Here is a 21,976-nt window from a genome sequence, read left to right on the forward strand (position 1 = left end):
GAAGGTAGAATCCGGCATGGGCCGGCGCCGGGGAATGTTCCCGGCGCGGCCAGTGGAGACCGAATGAAGATCCTGATAGTCGAAGACGAGCAAAAGATGTCCGAATACCTCTGCAAGGGCCTCACCGAGCAGGGATGCGCGGTGGATGTGGCCAGCAACGGCATCGACGGGCAGCACCTGGCGATCCAGCATGACTACGACGTCATCGTGCTGGACGTGATGCTGCCGGGCCTGGATGGCTTTGCCGTGCTGCGTTCGCTGCGTACCGTCAAGCAGACGCCGGTCATCATGCTGACCGCGCGCGACAGCGTGGAAGACCGCATCAAGGGCTTGCATGACGGCGCCGATGATTACCTCATCAAGCCGTTCTCCTTCCTGGAACTGCTGGCCCGCCTGCAGGCCCTGACCCGCCGTGGCCGCGTGCAGGAAGCGCCGCAGCTGCGCATCGGCGACCTGCAGATCGACCTGATCTCGCGCAAGGCCTTCCGGGGCGGGCTGCGCATCGACCTCACCGCCAAGGAGTTCGCCCTGCTGGCCGTGATGGCACGCAGACAGGGCGAGATCCTCTCCAAGACCGCCATCGCCGAACTGGTCTGGGACATGAATTTCGACAGCAATACCAACGTGGTGGAAGTCGCCATCAAGCGCCTGCGCGCCAAGATCGACGCGCCCTTCGAGCAGAAGCTGCTGCATACCGTGCGCGGCATGGGCTACGTGCTGGAGCCGCGCGCCACCTCCGATGCCGGCGATGAGTGAGACCGCTGCCGCGCCGGCAAAGAAGCGCCGCCTGCCGCTGCGCCAATCCATCACCGCGCGGCTGGTGCTGATGTCGGCGGCGTCGGCCCTGTTGATCTTCGCAGTGGCCGGCGTGGCGCTCTACACCGTCCTGAAGGGGGAACTGCTGCGCCACGAACGCGATGCCCTCTTCACCACCCTCAACGACATCAGCTACCAGATCGAGCGCGCCGGCAATACCGAGCGCTGGGCCCGCGTACAGTTGAAACTGTCGACGCTCTCGCAGGCCGACCAGCACGTGTTCTTCTGGATCGCCAGCGATGATCCCCGCTACACCTATGGCGACCTGACGCGGCTCGCGCCCTCGGCCATCAATCATGCCGACGGCAAACAGGTCGGCCGCCTGCACCTGCCGGGACGCGCCTATCCACTGCACATCATGACGCGCACCCTGCCGGCCTTCGAGGATCGTCCTGAAGTGCGCGTGACGGTCGGTGTCGATGGCGCTCCCTACTTCGAGATGCGCCGCACCTTCCTGCTGGCCACCAGCATTTCTTCGCTGCTGGGCATCGTGCTGGCGGTCATCTCCAGCTACTGGATCGCTCGAGCGGGGCTGGCCCCGCTGCGGCGCATGTCAGCGCGCGCGCAAAGCTTTTCGCCACGCAAACTGTCAGCTCGCATGCCGGTGGAAGCCTTGCCGGAAGAATTGTCGGTATTGGCCGATGCCTTCAACGGCGCGCTCGAACGCATCGAGCAGGCCTATACGCAACTGGAAGCCTTCAATGCGGACGTGGCCCATGAGTTGCGCACGCCGCTGGCCAACCTGATCGGCGAGACCCAGGTGGCGCTGGCGCGCGAACGCAGTGCGGGGGAATTCAAGGACGTGCTGCAATCGAACCTGGAAGAGCTGGACCGCATCCGTTCCATCGTCAACGACATGCTGTTCCTGGCGCGCTCCGACCAGGGCGAAGCGGCCACTGCCCGGGTACCGGTGCGGGTCGCCGAAGCGGTGCAGAAGACCGTGGATTTCTTCGAGTTCGTGCTGGACGACACCGGCATGTCCATCACCGTGGCGGGCGATCTGGAGGCCACGGCCACCATGGAAACGGCGCTCTTCAAACGCGCCCTCACCAACCTGATCCAGAACGCCATCCAGCATTCGCCGCAGGGCGCGCAATTGCGCATCGACATTTCCGGTGGCGAAGAGATGGTGCGCGTGGCCGTGACCAATCCCGGCCCGGCCATCGACGAGCAACACCTGCCACGCCTGTTCGACCGCTTCTACCGAGTCGACAGCGCGCGCCAGGACATCAACGGCAGCCACGGCCACGGCCTGGGGCTGGCCATCGTCAAGGCAGTGGCCCGCATGCACGGCGGGCGCGCTTTTGCCAGCAGCAGTGGCGGGCACAATACCATCGGCTTTACCATCGCGCGCCAGTGAACGCGCCGGTTGTACTCAATGGCGCGATGGCTCAATGGCTCAATAACCGCGCTTGAGATCGACATTGGCAGCGATCTCTCCGGTGTTGCGATAGCGGCGGATATTGGCGGCCACGATGGCTGAAGCGGTGCCCGAATCGGTCGGTGCCGAACAATGCGGCAGTACCGTCACCGCAGGATGCGACCAGGGCCACGCCTCTGGCGGCAAGGGCTCGGTGGCGAACACGTCCAGCACCGCATGGCGCAACCTGCCCGCATCCAGCGCCTCGCGCAGCGCCTCATCATTGATGATCGGCCCGCGTGCGAAATTGATAAGCTGTGCCTGAGGAGGTAGCAGTGCCAGCCGCACTGCATCCAGCAGTCCGCGCGTTTCGGCCGTCAGCGGTAGCAGGCAGACCAGAATGTCGGTCTGTGCCAGCATCTCCGCCAGTCCGTCCATGCCGCTGCAGGTCCGCACGTCCGGCACGTTGCGCGCACTGCGGCTCCAGCCCAGCACCGGGAAACGCGCCTGGCGCAATGCCATGGCTGCCGCTTCACCCAGCGCGCCCAGGCCGAGGATGGCTACGCGGCGCTGCTCCGGCAGCACGTAGTCCAGCGGCTGCCATTGCCGCGCCTGTTGCTGGCGCGCGTAATGCGGCATGTCGCGATGCAGGTAGAGCGTCCAGGCCAGCACGGCTTCGGCCATGGTGGCGGCCAGGCGCGGATCGACCAGGCGCGTGATCTGCAAGTCGCTCTGTCCGAGATCGGCCACCAGCCGCTCGACTCCGGCCCAGACGCTATGCACCCACTGCAGTTGCGGCAGCAATTTCAGCTGCGCCGGATCAGGATTGGCGACGATGGCCACGCGGCATTGCGCGCGTTGGTCTTCGTCCAACTCGCTGAAGGCGATGATCTCTTCCTCCGGCATGGCCGCGCGCAAAGCTTGCAACCACGACGCTACCGCAGCGGGATCACTCTGGCTGACGAAGGGGATCGGCATGGGCGCGCTCATTTGGCGTACACCGTCGCCAGATCGCGGAAGCCCTTGACTTCAATGGGGTTGCCCGAGGGATCGAGGAAGAACATCGTGGCCTGCTCGCCCGGTTCGCCCGCAAAGCGGATCTGCGGGGCCAGCACGAATTGCACCTCCCCGCTGGCGCTGAGGCGATCCGCCAGTTGCTGCCATTCATCCAGTTGCAGGATCACCCCCAGGTGCGGCATCGGCACCAGATGATGGCCGACATGGCCGGTATTGCTCACGGCAAACGGTTCACCCAGGTGCAGCGAAAGTTGATGGCCGAAGAAATCGATGTCGACCCAGGTTTCGGTGCTGCGCCCTTCGGCGCAACCCAGCAGGTCGCAATAGAAGTGGCGCGACTGGTCGAGGTCGCGCACGTGGTAGGCCAGGTGGAAGATGGATGGCATGGACAGTCCCGGATCGGCAGGCAGGTTGCGAAAGCCGACAAGCATACCGCAACCGTCATGCTTGTATGGAAACAAGCCAATAATGCCTCCCTACAAGAGCCACGGGGCAGGATTGACATGCGTCAAGCAGTTCGGGATTTGCGCTGGACGCATGGAGGTGCCCGGCCTAATCTGCCTGCATGGCATCCCGCCCCGGATGTCTTCCCCCACGAATTTCCGAGGAGCCACCATGAGCTACAAGTCCATCCTGGTCCACGTCGACCAGTCGCGCCACGCCGCCCAGCGCATCCGCATTGCCGCCGAGCTGGCCCGCGCACAGCAGGCGCACCTGATCGGCAGCGCCGTCAGCGGCATCTCCAGCTTCATCACCATGGAAGGCGCGGCCTACATCGCGGCGCAGATGGATGGTTTCCGCGACCGCGCGCTGGCCGCGCTGGAAAATTTCGACAAGATCGCCAACAGCGTCGGCGTGCCCTCCTGCGAAAAGCGTTTCGTCGATGACGACGCCGAGGGTGGACTGGCCCTGCAGGCGCGCTATGCCGACCTGGTAGTGGTGAGCCAGGCCGACCTGGACGATGCCGATGACAGTTTCCTCACCGACCTGCCCGAGTACGTCATGCTCAATTCACCGCGCCCGGTGCTCATCATCCCCAGCGCCGGTGAATTCAAGCAGGTAGGCAAGAATGCCCTGATCGCCTGGGATGGCAGCATGGAATCGACCCGCGCCATCACGGCCGCCCTGCCCCTGCTGCGCCAGGCCGACAACGTGACGGTGGTGCTGTTCAACTCCGACAAGCGCCTGGGTACCCACGGTGAACAGCCCGGTGCCGACATCGCGCTCTATCTGGCGCGCCATGGCGTGAAGGTGGAAGTGGCACAGGAACAGACCACGCTCGATATCGGCAATGCCCTGCTCTCGCTGGCTGCCGACAAGGGCTCCGACCTGCTGGTCATGGGCGGCTACGGACACACCCGCTTCCGCGAAGTGCTGCTGGGCGGCGTGACGCTGACCATCCTCAAGACCATGACGCTGCCGGTGCTGATGGCGCACTGACACCGTCAGCAACACTTGCGCGGATTCAGCGCGCCTCCACCACCGGCCCCTCGCGGGCCGGTGTCTTTTGGGCGGCCAGGCGCTCGCGCTGCTGCAGGCGGGCACGGCGCTTGCGCACCCAGATGATCACCCCGGTGACCGACAGCATCGCCACCAGCACGCCCATCAAGGAAATCAGCACGCGTCCCGTCAGCCCGAGGATGCGGCCGGAATGCAGCGGGAATTGCGCCTGCAGGAAGATATCGCCTGCACTGCCGCGTCCCGGAATCTTGCCGCCTTCATAGGCGCCGCTCATGGCATCGAAATACAGCCAGGCATTGCCGAGGCCCACATCGCCATGGTCATTGCCAGGCTGGAAGAAGCCCACGCCATAGACCCCGAACATTCCCGAGTAGAAGACCCCGCCGACCGGCTCCGTCAGGCCCAGCTTCTCGCCTTGCGCGCGTCCCAGCGCCACCGCTTCCTCGCGTGAAATACGCGGTTCCGGCACCTTCTCGGGCGCAATCGGCGTACGCGTGTCGAAGGGGCCCGCAGTCAGGGTGGAAACGCTTTGCAGAATCGGACGCATGACCTGCCGCTCCAGATTCATCGACACCGACGTCACCGCCAACACCAGCAGCAAGCCCCAGATCCAGACCCCGCCCGAGCGATGCAGGTCGAAGTTGAGCTTGTGGCCGCCCTCGCGCCAGCGGAAGGCCAGCGACTTGCGCCAGCTGCGCCAGTTGGGGAAGGACAGATAGAGCGCAATGAAGCAATCCAGCGCCCACACGATCCCGATGATGCCCATCAGCCAGATGCCGGTCTCGATCCCGCCCATGTCCGGCAGGTGCATCGTGTAATGCAGTTTGTAGAGGAAAGGCAGCAGGTTTTCACGCGCCAGCGAAATCGCGCCCCACATGCGGCGGCCCTGTATTTCACCGGTCACCGGATCGACCGCGATCTGGTTGTAATCCAGGACCGGCAGCTTGCCGGTAGCCGGATCCAGGCGCGGTTCGACCATCATGCTGATGGTATGGCCGGGCTCGGCTTCGGTGAGCACATAGGTCACGCGCAGCTTGGGCTCGGCCGCTTCCACGCGCTGCGCCAGTGCCAGCCCGGGCATGGGCTGCCCGGCATCCGGACGGTCGGCGCTGCGGGCATGGAACAGTTGCGGATTGAGCCAGGCATCCAGTTCGTGATCCCAGGAGATCAGCGCACCGGTCACGCCGGCGATGAACAGGAACACGGCCACGGCCAGGCCGAACCAGCGATGGAGGAGGACGAGAAGTGTGCGCATGGGCTGGATTACCTGGCTAATTGGCGGAGTGATTCAGGGACTGCCGGGAGGGCGACCATGACCACATCAGAAATCGACCTTGGCCGACACGCTGAAGGTACGCGGGTCACCCGGCTTGATGTAGTTCTCGTACTGGTATTGCCAGTAACGCTTGTCCAGCAGGTTGTTCACCGAGGCCCGGAAAGTCGTGTCGTGCTGGCCAATGCGCGTGGTGTAGCTGGCACCGAGGTTGAACAGCGTATAGCTGGCCAGCTCGATGTCGTTGGCCGCGCGCGCCATGGTGCTGCCGGTGAACTTGGCATCGGCCGAGAGCTTCAGGCCAGCGACTTGCGGCACCAGATAGGCGACCGATGCGGTCGCCATGTTGCGCGGCGCACCGGCCACGCGATTGCCATTGTAGGTATTGCCCTTGTCGTACTTGGCATCCAGCAGCATGAGGCTGCCGGCCACTTGCCACTGCGCCGTCGGCCGATAGGCTGCGCCCAGTTCCAGCCCCTGGTAGTTGGACTGGCCATCCTGCACCAGCGCCCCGTTGAGCGTGTATTCCGAGGCGCGTTCGATACGGAACAGCGCAGCGGTGGCACTCCAGTTCTGCTGATCGGTCTTGGCCCCGACCTCGTACTGCTTGCTCTTGAGCGGCTTCAGCTGGCTGCCGTAGTTGGTGTTGGTCACGCCCGGTACGCCGCCCTGCTCCAGCGATTCCACATAGCTGGTGTAGACGGTGGTGTTGCGCTCAGGCTTGAACATCAAGGCTACCGTAGGCGTCAAGGCCGACTTGTCGTAGCGCGAACTGAGGGTGCCGCTGGTGCTGAAATTATCCTGGCGGAACTGGTTGTAGCGGCCACCGGCCAGCAGCGACCAGCGCTCCGAGAAATTCAGCGTATCGCTGGCGAAGACCGCCTGCTGGGTGATGATGGCGTTGTGATAGGTCTGCAGCTCGGTGCTGCTGTAATACGCATTGGTGTTCTGCGTATAGAGATTGCCGGTACCGATCTGCTTGTACACCGAGCTGATCGAGTAATCATTGACCTGCTTCTGCCACGAGGCCCCCAACACCAGCTGATGATCGATGCTGCCGGTGCGGGCATTGCCTTCCAGCATGGCCTGCCACTGGTCGAAGGTATGGCCTTCGCGGCTGTCCGAGCGCCAGTCGGTGTAGTTGCCGGCGGCATCCGAGAGCATCGCGATGTCCTCGTTGCGGAAGCGCTTGGAGGTGCTGTGGCTGTAGCTGAGGTTGGCCTTCCAGTCCGGGTTGATGCGATAGGTCAGCCCGGTCTGGTAGAGCTGGAAGTTGGTATCGAGATGCTGGCCCGGACCGACCAGAGTCTTGTCGGCCCCGCTGACCACCGACGGCAGGCGGCTGCCGGTCAGGCTGCTGGTGACGACCGACGGCGTCTGGTCGGTGGAATTGCTGTTCTGCCAGATGGCCTGGAAATCCCAGGTCAGGTCGCGCGTGAGACGACCATCCAGCGCCAGCGAAGCCGAGTTGCGGCGGATGTGGCCTTCATTGAAGGTCTCGCCCTGGTCATGCGTGACGTTGAGGCGATAGCCGAACATGTTGTCGTTGCCGAAGCGCCCGCCGAGATCGACGTGCTCGCTCCAGATGCTGTTGCTGGTATAGCCCACCGAGACGCTGCGCACCGGGGTGTCGGTCGGCTTCTTGGTGACGTAGTTGAGCACCCCGCCCGGCGAGCCGAAGCCATACATGAAACCGGCCGAGCCCTTGAGCAGGTCGACGCGCTCGAAGTGATCGTAGGGCAGCGTGATGCCATAGCCGAGGAAGGGCTTGCCATCGATGCGGAAGGAATTCTGCCAGTCCGCCGGCAAGCCGCGAATGGTGATGTACGAAGCCCAGGCGCTGTAGCCACCGCTGTTGTCGCTGACCGAGGCCTCGTTGTAGAACAGATCGCCGAGCTTGTTGACCTGCTTGTCGGCCAGATCCGCAGCCGTGATGCTGGTAACGGAAAAGGGTGTATCCAGCAGCGAACGCGATCCGAGCGCACCGGCGCTGGACTGGCTTTGCAGGTGCTGCGTTCCCTCGCCTGCAGCAGGGGCCGAGACGGTCACGGTCGGCAATTGGCCGGCGCTACTGTCATTGGCGGCAGCGGCCGCGCTGTCGGTGGCGGACTGCGCCAGCACCAGCGCAGGAGCGCCGGCCAACGCCATGCTGATGAACACCGGACGGAGAGCGCGGGACATGGCGCTGGGGCGGGCGCGCAGGGACGACTGGAGCAAGGGATTCCTCTTCATATTCATTTTATTTAATACGAACGATAATAGTTCTTATTTATTTTATGGAATATGACAGAAAAAGGAAACCTTCCTTACAAAGTTTCTGAAGTCCCTGCCCTGACTTCTCGAAATGATTCGACGCAGTGCTGCAAAAATTACTGATTGTGATTGATCTCTTGCCGCCTATGCGCCACAGGCTGAGCGATGGCTTTATCTTCCCTGCTTTTCCTCCTGTGAAAGAGAGTGCATATGACCAGGGCCATCATCCGCCTCGACGATCCGACCTCGCATGGCGGCGTTGTCCAGCAAGGATTTGACAATGTGAAGCTGTACGGCAAGCCCATGGCCGGGGTGGGCCATCGCGGCTACTGTCCGAAATGTCGATGTGAATTCATCATCCTGCCAGGTGAAGAAAACTACGAATACCTGGGCCGACGGGTGGCCGTGGAAGGGATGAAAACTTCATGTGGTGCCCTGCTCATCGCGACCCAGCAGTTGGCCAGGATCGCGCCAACCAAAGACGACGAATGATCGCCACGAAAAAATGGCCCGCTCACCGGGATGAGCAGGCCATGTTCTGCGCGCGGCAGCAGGAAGGAACCCGCCCTGCCCCACGCGCTCTCGCCGGGCATCACGCGGTCGCGATCTTCTTGAGTATCTCCTGCAGCTGGTCGATATCGTAGGGCTTGGGCAGCGCATGCGAGGCGAAGCCGACATTGCGCGCCACCATCGCGCCATAACCGGAGGCGAAGATCACCGCCATTTCCGGGAAGCGCTCCAGCGCGCTCCTGGCCAGGTCCACGCCGGACATGCCGGGCAGATTGACGTCGGTGAAGAGCACATCGAAACTCTGCTCGCCCAGCGCCTGCTGCGCATCCTCCGCGCTGACCACGCCGCGTGCCTGGTGGCCCAGCGTTTCCAGCAATTCGCACACCAGTTGCTGGGAGTCGATGTTGTCTTCCACCACCAGCAGGCGCAGGCCGCTTGCTGACGCGGAGACGGATTCTGCCTCCGGCACCGTCACTACGCTGGCCCCGCTGCCTGCTTGGTCGAAATGCGCATCCTGACCGTCAGCCTGGCGATGGCTGCCTCCCACCGGAAGGACATGGAGCATGGCATTGGCGCCTGCACTGGCATTGGCCTGGTCGCGCTCGCGCGTCATCTGTGCCAGTTCGATGCGATGCGCCCGGCCCGACAGCATCTGCCGGATGCGCTGCGCCAGTTGGTTGATGCGATACGGTTTGGACAGCAGCTCCACGCCCGCATCCAGCCGCCCTTCATGGACGATGGCGTCGCGCGGATAGCCGGAGGTGAACAGGATCTCGATCTCCGGCAACAACTGCCGTGCCTGGCGCGCCAGTTCAGTCACCGGCACGCTGCCGGGCATGACCACATCGGTGAACATCAGGTCGACCGGAATGCCGCTCTGCAGGATGGCCAGCGCGCGTTCGCCATTGTCCGCCTTGAGCACACGGTAGCCCAGCGAGGACAGGGTATCGATCACCGTCAGTTGCAGGTTGGGATCGTCTTCCACCACCAAGATGGTTTCGTCACCGCCGCGCACTTCCATGTCGCGGTTGTCGTCGATCACCACTTCCTGATCGATGCACCGCGGGAAGTAGATGCGGATCGTGGTGCCCTTGCCCGCTTCGCTGTGCAGGCTGATGTGGCCCTTGCTCTGCTTGACGAAACCGTAGGCCATGGACAGACCCAGACCCGTGCCCTCACCTTCGCGCTTGGTCGTGAAGAAGGGCTCGAAGGCACGTTCGCGCACCTCGGGCGACATGCCGGCCCCGTTGTCGGAGATCTGCAATTCCACGTAATCGCCCGGCAGCAGGTCGGCCTGCGAGAGGAAGGCGGGATCGCTCAGTTGCACATTGTCGATCTGCAGCGTGAGCCGTCCGCCATTGGGCATCGCATCGCGCGAATTGATGGCGGTGTTGATGATGAGGTTCTCGACCTGATTGGGGTCGAGCATGGTATTCCAGAGATCATGCGTGATGACGGTGGAGATTTCGATGTTCTCGCCCACGGCCCGGCGCAGCAGGTCATCCATGTTCAGCACCACGCGTTCCAGATTGATGCTGCGCGGCTGCAGCGGCTGGCGGCGGGCAAAGGCCAGCAACTGCGAGGACAGCTTGGCACCGCGATCGACCGCGCCAATGGCGATGCGCACGCGCTGGCGGCTGCGGTCATCCAGGCGCGGATCGGTCTGCAGCAACTGCAGGTTGCCGCCGATGATCTGCAGCACGTTGTTGAAGTCGTGCGCCACGCCGCCGGTCAGCTGCCCCACGGCTTCCATCTTCTGCATCTGGCGCAGCGCCGCCTCGGCGCGGCTGCGTTCAAGGATCTCCTCGACCACGCGCTGCTCCAGCGTGTCATTGAGTTCGCGCAGGGCGTCTTCGGCGCGACGCCGTTCGGTGATGTCGGTAGAGACCGCGATCATGGCCTGTGGCCTGCCCTCGCCGTCGACGATGCGGCTGATGTCGCTGGAGACCCAGAACGCGCTGCCATCAGGACGCAGGTAGCGCTTTTCCAGCGTGAAGGAACTGCCGTCGGCAATGCAACGCTTGAACAGCGTCATGTTCATCGGCACGTCATCAGGATGGGTGACGTCGGCCAGGGTCATCTGCAGCATCTCGGCCTCGGTGCGGCCCAGCATGCGGCACAGCGCCTGGTTCACGCGCAGATAGCGGCCCTCCAGGTCCAGCTCGGAGAAGCACACCGAGGCCTGGTTGAAGATGGCGGTCAGGCGATTCTCGCTCCACGACAGCGCCTGCATGCCGCGCCGCCGTTCGGTCAGATCGATGAAGGTGCACAACGCACCTTGCAGCTCACCATCCTGCCAGACCGGATGGGCCTGGTATTGCACCGGGAAACTGCTGCCATCAACGCGCAGGAAATCTTCGCTCTCCACGTGCGTGGTCACGCCGTCACGGGCGGCCTTGAGCACGGCACATTCGCCGCGCGCGCCGCTGCCATCGTCGGCTGAGGTCAGGATCACCTCGTGGATCGAGCGGCCCAGCACATCCTTCTCGCCGGCATAGCCGAGCAATTTCAGGAAGGCCGCATTGCACAGCGTGACGATGCCCTCGCGGTCGATCGAGAAGAAGCCCTGGTCGGTGGAATCCAGCAGTTGGCGCACGAAGGCATTGTTGGCCCGCACGCTGGCTTCGGAAGCGGCCAGTGCCTGCTCCATCAGCTTGCGCGAGGTGACGTCGAACACCACCCCTACATAACGCGAACCGGCACGCGGATCGTCTTGCACCACCTCGCCTTTGCGCGCCAGCCAGCGCTGTTCGCCGTCGGGGCGGGTGATGTGGTATTCGGTATATTCCAGCGGATTGCGCGGACCGCCTTCCTTGATGCGCGAGGTGCCCAGGTTCGGGTGGAATTCTTCATCGATCATGTCCACCAGTTGCTGCGAGGTGACCTCGCCTTCGGCTGGCAGACCCCACAAGCGGCGGAATCGATCCGAGACCGCCAGCTTGCCGGAGACCGGGAACCATTCAAAGATGCCGATCCCGCCCGCGCGGTCGACGATGCGCAGGCGCTCTTCGGCCACGAAGCGTTCGGTGACGTCATTGCCCTCGATGAAGATCCCGGCCACCTGGCCATCGGCGCCCTTGATGGGCTGGAACACGAAATCCAGCACGGCCCCCTCGAAACCGGTCTCATGCGCGCGCCGCAGGAACAGGCGCGCACCGCGTTCGGTATAGGTCTGCCCGGTCTGGTAGACGCGGTCCAGCAATTCGTAGAGGTTTTCGTCCAGCAGCTCGGGCAGCGCCTCCCGCGCCGGCAGGCCCAACACCGGCCGGTCACCGAAGAGCTTGAAGTAGGCCCCATTGACGCGTTCGAATACGTGCTGCGGACCGCGCACCACGGCCTTGAAACTGGGCGACTGCTCCATCAGGTCGCGCAGCATGTCGGTGTGCGCCAGCGCGGCATCCAGACCGGTAGCGCGCACCAGCGTGCAGAGCACGCCGGCCACTTGCGCGGGCTGATCATCGGCCGCGTCTTCCCACACCGGCACGCAAGTCAGGTCCCATTGATCGGGTGTGCCCGCTGCTGCCGCGGTATCGGCAAACAGCGATACCCGGCCCAGTTGCTGTTGCTGGCCCTTGAAGGCCGCACCGATCGCCGCTTCGCAGAGGCGCGCGGCACCCCGCCACAGCGCGGACTCGCTCAGGCGCGCACCGAAGGCCGCCGGATGGGCCGTACCGATACAGGCCGCGAAGGCATCGTTGTAAAGCATCTGGCGTGCTGTGCCCCAGACCAGCAGACTCGGCAGGGGTGAATGCAGTGCGATGTTGAGAGAGGTGCGCAGGGTCGGCGACCATTGCGCCGGCGCACCCAGGGGACTTGTGGTCCAGTCGGTTGCCGTGACGATCTGCGCGGCCAGGCCTGTGCCGCGCAACCAAGAAATGTCTGCCATGTCGTGAAACTTACCTTTAAGCCTAGCTTTGAGCACCGAGGTCGGTCTCGCGAGAGACGAGGCTTGCGCCGTCATGCTCCCGCGGGTCCCTTCATTGTTGTTCGCATCCGCTTGGAGCAGGCCCGTGAAGACGGGCGCAAGCGCCCGGCGCGCCTGCTGCGTGCCGCCGATGATTATACGGGAAGCCGGCGCCGCTTCCGGGGCCGCTCTCAGCCCACGGAAAAACATCCACCGGCCGCAACACCGCATGGGAGAGGCATCTGCGCAGTCTTCCTGTTTTCCTACATGAAATTGCGCCGAGCACCTACGCGCGCCCTTCCCGCAGGACGGCGCGCGAAGGGAATATTCAACTGATGCAATTGGCGCAATTGGCGCAAGGCGCGCTCAGCTGTCGGGCTGGCTTTTCTTTTTCAGCGCCCGCTCCTCACGCAGCAGGCGGTTGAGTTCGGCCAGTTCCTGTACCGCTTCCTGGGTCAGGATCACGGGCTCGTTGGGCCGGTAGGCACGGCCGCCGAGACGGCCGTTCATGCCGATGTAAGCCCGCGCACAGCGCCGCCGGTAGGCGAGGATATCTTCCTCGCCGTGCAGTGGCTGGCCGGCGGTGTCCTGCGCCGGTTCGGGGTAAGCCGGCATCGCCAGTGGTTCGGGCTCGGCATCCGCCGCGGCGTGGCCCTGCGAGGCGATATGGTTGCGGTAGGCCGTCCAGTCGCCTTGGGCAATGGCGATCAGCGGATCATAAGGATGGGTGGAATCAGACTTGTCCATGAGGCTACCCTGCTCAAAGATCCGGCGCTGACCACTTGCGCCGGGCTGGTTGCAACGTCAGCTTGTCCTGTGCGGCATCGCGAAGGACCTGCGCATGCAGGCGCTCGCGCTGCCACTGATCGACCAATCGTGTCGTCTGGCCGACACTGCGATCGATTTTTTCCCTGTGTTTCATCGACAGCATGGGGTGTTCGCTCCCTGATGGTTCACCGGCTGCCCTGCTGCCTCCCGCTTCCGATGACAATTCATTTTAGCCGCGTCCGCCCAAACTGGAAGAGGCTGATGCAGCCGTTGTCCACGAATTGTCACTGCAAAAGTGGTCACAGCGCAGGACCGGAATTTTCTTTTCCCATGTGGCACCAATCGGATCCGCTCATCCTGCAGGAAGACCGACCGTGCCGCGTTGTTTCTGCGAGTTTTGAGGATCTTAGAACCTCGCACGGATGAGTCCTATCGGACTGCGCCCGATTGATTTGTAGGACAAAGTGGAAGAACCCCCTTGACGGCGATACTGCCCGGATCGTCACTTGTCGCGCGGTGGAATTAAATGTTGTTCAGCCTGCACGCAACTTTGCGATGACGCCTATAATTGGCATTTCCCGAAGCCAAGAATGCGCATCATTTGCCATCGCAGCCACTGGTCATGAGCCAGCATCTGCCGGACGTGAGACCGGGGTCTCCCGGATGCCCTTGCTTTCGCCCCCCACCTTGCCGGCGCGCGCGCATCGGCAGTTCGACGTCCTGCAGTGCAGGCATCGAGAAAGTAGTGAATGAGCAATCCGTATCACGCAAGCCGCCGGCGACCGGTCGACCTGAGCAATTGTGATCAGGAGCCGATCCACATCCCCGGATCCATCCAGAATCATGGTGCCCTCCTGTGCTTCACGCCCGAGGGCAAGCTTGCCACGCGCAGCGCCAATGCCGCTGCCTTGCTGGGCGACTTGCCGGAGGTGGGACAGCCTCTGGAGGAGGCCCATCTCAACGCTGCTGCCCGCGCCGTGATCCAGGCGGCACTGGAAGACCGCTATGGCTACGTCGACTCGCGCATGATCACGCTGGCCTCCGGTGCCTTCGACCTGGTCACGCACAAATCCGAAGGCGTGCTCATCGCCGAATTTGAACAGCGTCCCGCCGATGCCCTGTCGCTGGAGTCGTTCGCCCTGGCCGCGCATCAGGCCATCCAGCGCATCCAGCGCCAGCCCGGCGTGGAAGACCTGCTGACGCTGGCGGTCGACGAGATCGCCCGCATCACCGGCTTCGACCGCGTGATGGCCTATCGCTTCCTGCATGACGACAGCGGCGAAGTGATCGCCGAGCACAAGCGCGAGGACCTCGAACCTTTCCTCGGCCAGCGTTATCCGGCCAGCGATATCCCGGCGCAGGCACGCCGCCTGTACGTCATCAATCCGATCCGCCTGATCGCCGATGTGACAGCCTCCACCGTGGCGCTGGAACCGGATCACAATCCGCTCACCGGCCGTCCGCTGGACCTCAGCCACAGCATGCTGCGCAGCGTCTCGCCGGTGCACATCGAATACCTCAGCAACATGGGCGTGGGTGCCTCCATGAGCCTGTCGATCGTCATCGGCGAACGCCTGTGGGGCCTGATCGCCTGCCATCACATGAGCGCGCACCTGGTGCCGCATGCGGTGCGCATGTCATGCCAGCTGCTCTCGCAATTCGTGAGTGCCCTGGTGGAACGCAATCTCAACGGCGAGCGCGCCCGTGCACTGGAGTACAGCGCCGACCTGCGCCGCAAGATCGTGGCCCAGGTCACCGACCGGGAAGACATCGTGCTGGCCCTGGCGGCTGACCATGAGGGCTTCCTGCGTCTGATGAATGCGCACGGTGGCGCCATCTCCATGGAGCGCAAGACCCAGGTCTTCGGCAAGGCTCCCTCGCGCGAAGGCGTCAACGCGCTCATCAACTGGCTCAACGAAAACGAGCCGGGCGACTTCTTCTCCACCAGTGCGCTGGGGGCCGATGTGCCGGCACTCAAGGCGGCGCTGGGCGATATCTGCGGCGTGCTGGCCGTGCGTTTCTATCGCGAACAGGATGGCTACGCCTTCTGGTTCCGCACCGAGCAGGTGGAAGACGTCCGCTGGGGCGGCAACCCGGAAAAGAAATACAGCATCGGCCCGCTCGGTCCGCGCCTGACCCCGCGCGGCTCCTTCGCGGTCTGGAAGGAAACGGTACGCGGCAAGAGCCTGCCGTGGGCCAAGACCGAAACCGAAATCGCCAACCAGTTGCGAATGGACTTCCAGGAAGTGGCGCTGTCCAATGAGAACATGGTCAAGCGCGCCCGCGAAACCCTGCTGGCGACGCTGGGCCATGACCTGCGCGATCCGCTGCAGGCCATCATGATGGCCGCGCGCATGATCGAGGTGCGCGAGCATTCGCCGTCCAGCTCCAACCTGAGCAAGCGCATCTCGTCCTCGTCAAGCCGCATGCATCGCCTGATCTCCCAGGTGCTCGACATCAGCCGCCTGCAAAGCGGCATGGGGCTGGACATCCAGCGCCGTCCGGTGGATGTGCGCAAGATGGTCACCGAAATCGTCAACGAAGCGCGCATGGCCTACCCCGATAACGAGATCATCCTCGAAGCGGAAGACTGCGGCGAAATCGAACTCGATGGCGACCGCATCAGCCAGGTGGTCTCCAACCTGCTGTCAAACACCCGCCATCATGGCGAGATCGGTACGCCCTCGACCCTGATCGTGTTCCGCCGCGACGACGTACTGACGCTCTCGGTCTCCAATCACGGTCCGGCCATCCCGATGGCGGTGCGCGAGCACATGTTCAAGCCCTACAAGAAGGAATCCATGGGCAATCAGCGCAATGCGCGCGGACTGGGACTGGGCCTGTACATCGTCAGCGAGATCGTCAACGGCCACGGCGGCAAGATCGACCTCAACTGCGATCACCACATCATCACCTTCACCGTCACCTTGCCCATCCTGCCGGCCTGAACCGGCTGGATGGCGCATCAAGGCCAGTGCCGCTCCTGCTCCGGCAGCGCGCCGGAGAGGATGCGGTGCCGGGCCAGCAGGTCTTCCACCCACTGCGACTGCGCCCGCGCATGGCGCTCGATCACCTGCAAGCCCTTGTGCAGGTTGGCGGCATCCGTCCCGCCTTGCAGCAGGTAATCGGTCCAGCCGAGGATGGCATTGAGCGGCGGGCGCAGTTCCTGTGACAGCGTGCGCAGGAAGGCATCGCGTGCACCGTGCAGGCGCTCGATCTCGGCCTGCGCCGCCTGCACCTCAGCCAGCAGCGCGTCGCGCTCGGCCTGCAGCTGGCGCACCTGCTCATCAATCTGCCCGGCATCACCGGCCTGCCGCTGCTGCGCCAGCACGCGCTGCACGCATTGCGGCAAGTGGTCGAGGTAATCGCTGGTCTTGGGCAGTACATCGGCTACGCCAGCCCGCAAGGCTTCGATGATGCGCATTTCATCCGACATGCCCGAGACCATGATGGCCGGGATCCCCATGCCCGCAGCCCGCAGGCTGCGGAAGAAATCCAGGCCACTGTCCAGCGCCTGCAGGTTGTAGTCCACGATCAGCAGGTCGGGCCGATCCTGTTGCACCGCCGCCTGGGCGGACTCGGCATCGGCCACGGCGGTGACACGGTATCCCTGCTTCCTGAGCACACGGCCGGCCAGCGCCAGCAGGCCTTCGTCATCCTCCAGCACCAGCACATGGACGGTCGCACCGCTCATCGGGAATCGCTCTCCCGCACCGGCGCGCCCGGCGGCGGCAGCTTGACCACCTGCAGGAAGAAGCCCAGCCGGCGCACCGCTTCGATGAAGTCGTCGTATTCCACCGGCTTGGTGATGTAGACATTGCAGCCTACTTCATAGCAATGGGCGATCTCGCGCGGGTCGTCGGTCGTGGTCAGCATGATCACCGGAATGGCTGCCGTGGCCGCGTCCTGCTTCATTCGCCGCAGCACCTCTACGCCATTCACGCGTGGCATGTTAACGTCCAGCAGCACCACCACCTGCTGCAGGTCGGTCCGCCCCAGCTCGCCCCCGAAAAAATGATCCAGCGCTTCCTGTCCGTCGCGCAGGCGCTGGAAGCCGTTGACCAGCCCGGCGCGCCGCAGGTTCTTCTCGACCAGCACGGCATGGCCGTCGTCGTCTTCGACCAGGATGATGTTGACGCTCTGCTCTGTGGCCATCTCGTTCCCCCCTTGTCCGTTGTTGATCCCTGTTTTGTCCGATACGGTTCGAATGCGTTCAGAACACCGGCGGGCGGGCCGGCAGGGCGACGTAGAAACAGCTGCCCTGCCCTTCGACCGATTCCACCCAGATGCGGCCGCCGTGCCGCTCCACCACCCGCTTGACCAGTGCCAGCCCGATGCCTTCGCCCTTGGCGGCGTTGCCATGCAGGCGCTGGAAGGCAATGAACATCTTGTCCATGTAGGCGGCGGGAATACCGAGCCCGTTGTCGCGCACGAAATAGGTCACCAGACTGGGAGCCGCCACCACGCTGTCGGCCTGCGGCACATGACCGATGGTGATGTGGCCCGGACGGCCCGGATCAAGATAATTGACGGCATTGCCAACCAGGTTGCCTAGCACCTGCTCCACCGAGGTCGGATCGCCATAGGCCGGCGGCAGATCCGCTTCGATCTCGACCCGGGCGGACTTGGCACGGATGCTGCCGCTCATGGCGGCGACGATGCGGGTGACGATGGCATGCATGTCCAGCATCACCGGCTGATATTCAACACGGCCGGCACGGGACAGTCGCAACATGGCGTCAATAATCCCGGCCGAGCGTGTCACGGCATTCTGGATGAAGCGCAGCGATGTATGGATGTCCTCTTCGACAAGCGTGCGCAGGCGTTGCCGGTCCGGTTCGGGCAGCGCCAGGCGATCCACCTCGTCCAGCAGATCCCGGGTGGCATGGGTGATTTCCTTGCTGAAGCCCTGCAGGTTCACCAGCGGCGAGCGCAGGTCATGCGAGACGCTGTAGATGAACATCTCATTGTCCTGGGTCTGCTGGCGCAGGTCGGTGTTGACGTCGGCCAGTTCGCGCGCGCGCTGCTCCAGTTCCTCGCGGTAACCTTGGCCCTGGCGCGCGGCTTCGGCGAGGCGCTCGCTGCTGCGATGCAGGGCATCGTCGAGCAGCGAGATCTCATCATGGCCACCCAGGCGCGCCGCCAGCGGCTGGCCATCGGCCAGGCGGCGGGCATTGCCGGTGAGCACGCCGATGCGGGTGCTGATATTGCGCATGAACGCCAGCGAGGCCAGTCCGGCCGTCACAATCGAAACCAGCACCGCCAGAACCAGCAGCCAGGTCTGCGAGCGGCGTGCCGCCTGCAGACGCTCGCTGCGTTCGGCACCCAGACGCCGCTCTTCGGCCACGAAGTTGTCGAGCAGATTGAGGAAGGTGGAAAGCCGGTGTGCGCCCTGTTCGTCGCGCAACTGGCGGATCAGGTCATCGCGCTGGCCGCGCATGAGGCGCTCGCGTGCACTGTCATCCCAACTGCGGTAGCTGGCAATGGATTCATGCACCTTTCGTACGGCCGCGCTTTGCGACGCGTTGTCGGCAACCAGCCGCGCAAGCTCGCCGGTCTTGACCTCGATGTCGGCCCACAGGTCGCCCCGACTCAGGGTGTCAGGCAGGTCCAACAGAACCGCATTGCGCACGCGCGCTGCCTCCAGCAGCATCGGCTCACGCAGTTCGGCGGCCTTGTTCATCACCTGCAGGGAATGCGAGGCCCAGCCCTCGGCATCCTCGGCATCGGCCTGGACCTTGAACAGCGCTCCCAGCAGCAGCACTTCAAACAGGCTTGGGATGGCAACGATCAGCAAGCCCTTGGTCAGCAATCTCATGTGCATTCGCCCGCTTCACGAACATTCTTACGGTGCAAAGCCACCGGTCCAGCGCTGCCGCGACTCGCTGCCCGGCGAATGCCAGACTGCATCGGACGGCATCGGGCTTGACCTGCAGTGCGCCCCCTTCTGCGTTTCCTTGTTGTTCTGTCCTGCGCACGTCCCGGTTTGCTTGCGGACCATGGGTCACGTTGATCCGGCCCGGCAGGCGTGCGTTTCTGGTAATCAATTGTTACGCACGATTATAAACTCACAATATGCCCGCACGTGTGCGCGATGGCAAGCGTCAATGCAAAAGCCCGGCAGGACACTGCCGGGCCAGGGGGAAGCGAGGCTATTCGGAACCTCAGCCGTGGAGCCCTGCGCCCCTACGCATTCACGGGCTGCGGCTGGGAGAGCGGATCAAAGTCGATCCAGTCGCCCGCGCGGATGTTGCCCTCGGCGCGTTCCAGATCGCTGCCGTCCACGCCTTGCAGCAGGCGGATGACCTGCAGGCTTTGGGGCTCGTCCTCCACGGCAACTGCCACCAGCATCCCAGCCAGACGCCGTGGCGGTGTGACCTCGTCGGTCGCGGCCAGGCTGCCGACCAATCCACCGAGATGGCCGCCGACCAGGCCGCCCAAGGCGGGGCCAAGCGGGCCAGTCACTGGGGCGGTGACCAGACCGGCAGCCGCTCCCGCACCGGCACCCGCTGCAACACCGACGGCGGCGCCGCGGTCGGTATCTTCGGCACCGGGTGATTTGTCGCGATCGCCGCCGACTGCAAAGCGGTCATGCTGGCCCGCCGGGTTGACGAAGAAACTGCTGATCCGCTCGCGCGCAAAGCCGGCGTCTTCCAGCACCGAGACCGCGTGCGCGGCGTCTTCCTGCAAATCGAAACGGGCGGCGATGATGGTGCTCATGGTTTCTCCTGCGCAAGGACGGGCAGCGCGGCTCAATCATTCTGATCGGACCAGGCGCTGCGATAACGGCGAATCAGGGCGTTGGTGGAACTGTCATGGTGCAGCGGTTCGGTCGGGTCGAGCAGCTGCCGCGCGGTGCGCTTGGCCAGCTGCTTGCCCAGCTCGACGCCCCACTGATCGAAGGAATCGATGTTCCAGATCACGCCCTGACAAAACACGCTGTGCTCGTACAAGGCCACCAGCGTCCCCAGGCTGTGGGGCGTGAGCCGCTCGACCAGCATGCTGTTGCTGGGACGGTTGCCAGGGAAGACGCGATGCGGCGTCAAGGATTCCGGCGTGCCCTCTTCCCGCACCCGCTGCGCACTCTTGCCGAAGGCCAGCGCCTCGGCCTGGGCAAACATGTTGGCCATCAGCAGCGCATGGTGGTCGCCAAGTGCTTCCACCGGCTGGCAGAAGCCGATGAAATCGCAGGGAATCATCTGCGTGCCCTGGTGCAGCAACTGGTAGAAGGAATGCTGGCCGTTGATGCCATTGTCACCCCAGTAAACCGGCGAAGTCTGGTAGTCCACGGCATCGCCCTGCAGGTTCACCTGTTTGCCGTTGCTCTCCATGGTCAGCTGCTGCAGGTAGGCTGGCAGGCGCTTCAGGTACTGGCTGTAAGGCAGCACCGCCTGACTCGTGGCACCGAAGAAATTGGTGTACCAGACGGTGAGCATGCCAAGGATGGCCGGCACGTTGGCTTCCAGCGGGGCGGTACGGAAATGTTCATCCATGGCATGGAAGCCGGCCAGCATCTCGCGGAAATGTTCAGGCCCGATGGCGATCATGGTGGACAGGCCGATGGCACTGGTCATCGAATAGCGGCCGCCGACCCAATCCCAGAAACCGAACATGTTCTGCGGATCGATACCGAAGCGGCTGGCCTCCTCGATGTTGGTGGTAACCCCGACGAAATGACGGGCCACCGCCGCTTCCTCGCCCAACTGCCGCACCAGCCAGTCGCGCGCCGCGCGCGCATTGGTGGTGGTTTCGAGCGTGGTGAAGGTTTTGGAACAAACGATGAAGAGCGTCTCCTCGGCGGGCAGGTGGCGCACCGTTTCCAGCAGCGCGGCACCATCCACGTCCGAGAGGAAGTGAAGAGACAGGTCCGGTTGCGCATAGGGACGCAATGCCTCGTACGCCATCATCGGGCCGAGGTCGGAACCGCCGATGCCGATGTTGACGACGTGGCGAATGCGACGGCCGGTGTGGCCTGTCCATGCGCCGCTGCGGACCTGTTCGGCGAAGGCCTCCATGCGGGAGAGCACCTCTTGCACCGATGCGATCACGTCCTGGCCTTCGACCACCAGGCGTGCGTCGGCAGGCATGCGCAGGGCCGTGTGCAAGACCGAGCGCTGCTCGGTGGCATTGATGCGGTCACCGCGGAACATGGCCTCGATGCGATCCTGCAGGTCGCACTGGCGCGCCAGGTTCATCAGGAGGGTCATGGTCTCGGTGGTGACCAGGTTTTTGGAATAGTCGAGATAGATGCCGGCGGCTTCGGCCACCAGTTTTTCACCGCGTTTGTCATCGGCAGCGAAGAGACGCTCCAGCCGGAAATGGCGGGCGCTGTATTGATGGTGTTCCTGCAGGGCGATCCAGGCGCTCTTCTCGGTCAGCGACTGGCGCTGGCCATAGGTGAACAGCGGCAGCTGCAGATCGGCGGCGGGCAACTTGGTCATGCGCAAACTCCTTGTACAACATGGCGGGGCCGGCGGAGATGCCGGTATCGCATCATGGTAGTGGCCGGAGACGAATGCACGACATCGGACGGCGGAACATTTCCATGTAGGAAAAGAGGAAGTCATGCGTGACGACGCACATAAGCGCAGCGCCATCCGTGAAACTCAGAGCC

The 21,976-nt window shown here is 63.9% G+C and carries 17 protein-coding genes; 5 read left to right on the forward strand and 12 right to left on the reverse strand.

Annotation, left to right across the window (positions count from 1 at the left end; all coding sequences use genetic code 11):
• Window positions 1-63 precede the first annotated feature (63 nt).
• Window positions 64-756, forward strand: coding sequence for a heavy metal response regulator transcription factor (locus JOD78_RS03980; RefSeq protein WP_034341551.1), 693 nt, complete (start codon window positions 64-66; stop codon window positions 754-756).
• Entirely contained in the window at window positions 749-2,176 is a 1,428-nt protein-coding gene (locus JOD78_RS03985) for a heavy metal sensor histidine kinase (protein ID WP_134136440.1), read from the forward strand. The genes JOD78_RS03980 and JOD78_RS03985 overlap by 8 nt, the downstream gene beginning before the upstream one ends.
• Before the next feature lie 39 nt (window positions 2,177-2,215).
• Here JOD78_RS03985 and JOD78_RS03990 read toward each other — a convergent pair whose 3' ends face one another.
• On the reverse strand, window positions 2,216-3,166 hold the full coding sequence (locus JOD78_RS03990; RefSeq protein WP_209569690.1) for a glyoxylate/hydroxypyruvate reductase A: 951 nt from the start codon (window positions 3,164-3,166) through the stop codon (window positions 2,216-2,218).
• Window positions 3,163-3,579, reverse strand: a complete 417-nt coding sequence (locus JOD78_RS03995; protein WP_034341547.1) for a VOC family protein — start codon at window positions 3,577-3,579, stop codon at window positions 3,163-3,165. The genes JOD78_RS03990 and JOD78_RS03995 overlap by 4 nt, the downstream gene beginning before the upstream one ends.
• A 229-nt stretch (window positions 3,580-3,808) precedes the next feature.
• Between JOD78_RS03995 and JOD78_RS04000 the strand changes: the two genes are divergently transcribed.
• A complete protein-coding gene (locus JOD78_RS04000) occupies window positions 3,809-4,633 on the forward strand; it encodes a universal stress protein (RefSeq protein ID WP_121045592.1) in 825 nt (274 codons plus the stop codon).
• A gap of 25 nt (window positions 4,634-4,658) precedes the next feature.
• Here JOD78_RS04000 and JOD78_RS04005 read toward each other — a convergent pair whose 3' ends face one another.
• Both JOD78_RS04005 and JOD78_RS04010 read right to left on the reverse strand, forming a co-directional pair.
• Window positions 4,659-5,909 (reverse strand): PepSY-associated TM helix domain-containing protein, encoded by a 1,251-nt coding sequence (locus JOD78_RS04005; protein WP_209569688.1) that lies wholly within the window; start codon window positions 5,907-5,909, stop codon window positions 4,659-4,661.
• A 66-nt stretch (window positions 5,910-5,975) separates the two neighbouring features.
• Window positions 5,976-8,108: a TonB-dependent receptor gene (locus JOD78_RS04010; protein WP_245201975.1), complete on the reverse strand. Its 2,133-nt coding sequence runs from the start codon at window positions 8,106-8,108 to the stop codon at window positions 5,976-5,978.
• Window positions 8,109-8,390: 282 nt separating this feature from the next.
• On the opposite strand from JOD78_RS04010, the gene JOD78_RS04015 reads away from it, so the two are divergent.
• Window positions 8,391-8,672 carry a PAAR domain-containing protein gene (locus tag JOD78_RS04015; RefSeq protein WP_134136447.1) on the forward strand — a complete coding sequence of 94 codons (282 nt, stop codon included), beginning with the start codon at window positions 8,391-8,393 and terminating at the stop codon, window positions 8,670-8,672.
• 100 nt (window positions 8,673-8,772) lie between these two features.
• Here JOD78_RS04015 and JOD78_RS04020 read toward each other — a convergent pair whose 3' ends face one another.
• The 3 genes from JOD78_RS04020 to JOD78_RS04030 all read right to left on the reverse strand — a co-directional run bounded on the left by JOD78_RS04020 (window position 8,773) and on the right by JOD78_RS04030 (window position 13,525).
• On the reverse strand, window positions 8,773-12,576 hold the full coding sequence (locus JOD78_RS04020; protein WP_209569686.1) for a PAS domain S-box protein: 3,804 nt from the start codon (window positions 12,574-12,576) through the stop codon (window positions 8,773-8,775).
• Between the two features lie 384 nt (window positions 12,577-12,960).
• A complete protein-coding gene (locus JOD78_RS04025) occupies window positions 12,961-13,341 on the reverse strand; it encodes a hypothetical protein (RefSeq protein ID WP_039787088.1) in 381 nt (126 codons plus the stop codon).
• 13 nt (window positions 13,342-13,354) lie between these two features.
• Complete coding sequence (locus JOD78_RS04030) at window positions 13,355-13,525, reverse strand: hypothetical protein (protein WP_157845750.1); 171 nt, start codon at window positions 13,523-13,525, stop codon at window positions 13,355-13,357.
• Window positions 13,526-14,111: 586 nt separating this feature from the next.
• Here JOD78_RS04030 and JOD78_RS04035 point away from each other — a divergent pair.
• Window positions 14,112-16,310 (forward strand): ATP-binding protein, encoded by a 2,199-nt coding sequence (locus JOD78_RS04035; protein WP_121045597.1) that lies wholly within the window; start codon window positions 14,112-14,114, stop codon window positions 16,308-16,310.
• A 17-nt stretch (window positions 16,311-16,327) separates the two neighbouring features.
• On the opposite strand, the gene JOD78_RS04040 is transcribed toward JOD78_RS04035, so the two are convergent.
• The 5 genes from JOD78_RS04040 to pgi form a co-directional block, all read right to left on the reverse strand.
• Window positions 16,328-17,056 (reverse strand): response regulator, encoded by a 729-nt coding sequence (locus JOD78_RS04040; protein WP_209569684.1) that lies wholly within the window; start codon window positions 17,054-17,056, stop codon window positions 16,328-16,330.
• Window positions 17,053-17,517: a response regulator gene (locus tag JOD78_RS04045; protein ID WP_034330180.1), complete on the reverse strand. Its 465-nt coding sequence runs from the start codon at window positions 17,515-17,517 to the stop codon at window positions 17,053-17,055. The genes JOD78_RS04040 and JOD78_RS04045 overlap by 4 nt, the downstream gene beginning before the upstream one ends.
• Window positions 17,518-17,575: 58 nt before the next feature.
• Window positions 17,576-19,180 carry an ATP-binding protein gene (locus tag JOD78_RS04050; protein ID WP_121045699.1) on the reverse strand — a complete coding sequence of 535 codons (1,605 nt, stop codon included), beginning with the start codon at window positions 19,178-19,180 and terminating at the stop codon, window positions 17,576-17,578.
• 368 nt (window positions 19,181-19,548) lie between these two features.
• Window positions 19,549-20,082 carry a hypothetical protein gene (locus JOD78_RS04055; protein WP_209569682.1) on the reverse strand — a complete coding sequence of 178 codons (534 nt, stop codon included), beginning with the start codon at window positions 20,080-20,082 and terminating at the stop codon, window positions 19,549-19,551.
• A gap of 32 nt (window positions 20,083-20,114) precedes the next feature.
• Window positions 20,115-21,803 (reverse strand): glucose-6-phosphate isomerase, encoded by a 1,689-nt coding sequence (gene pgi / locus JOD78_RS04060; protein ID WP_209569680.1) that lies wholly within the window; start codon window positions 21,801-21,803, stop codon window positions 20,115-20,117.
• Window positions 21,804-21,976: the final 173 nt, after the last annotated feature.

The organism is Herbaspirillum sp. 1130 (genome assembly GCF_017833835.1).
GTDB classification, from domain to species: Bacteria; Pseudomonadota; Gammaproteobacteria; order Burkholderiales; family Burkholderiaceae_D; genus Herbaspirillum; species Herbaspirillum huttiense.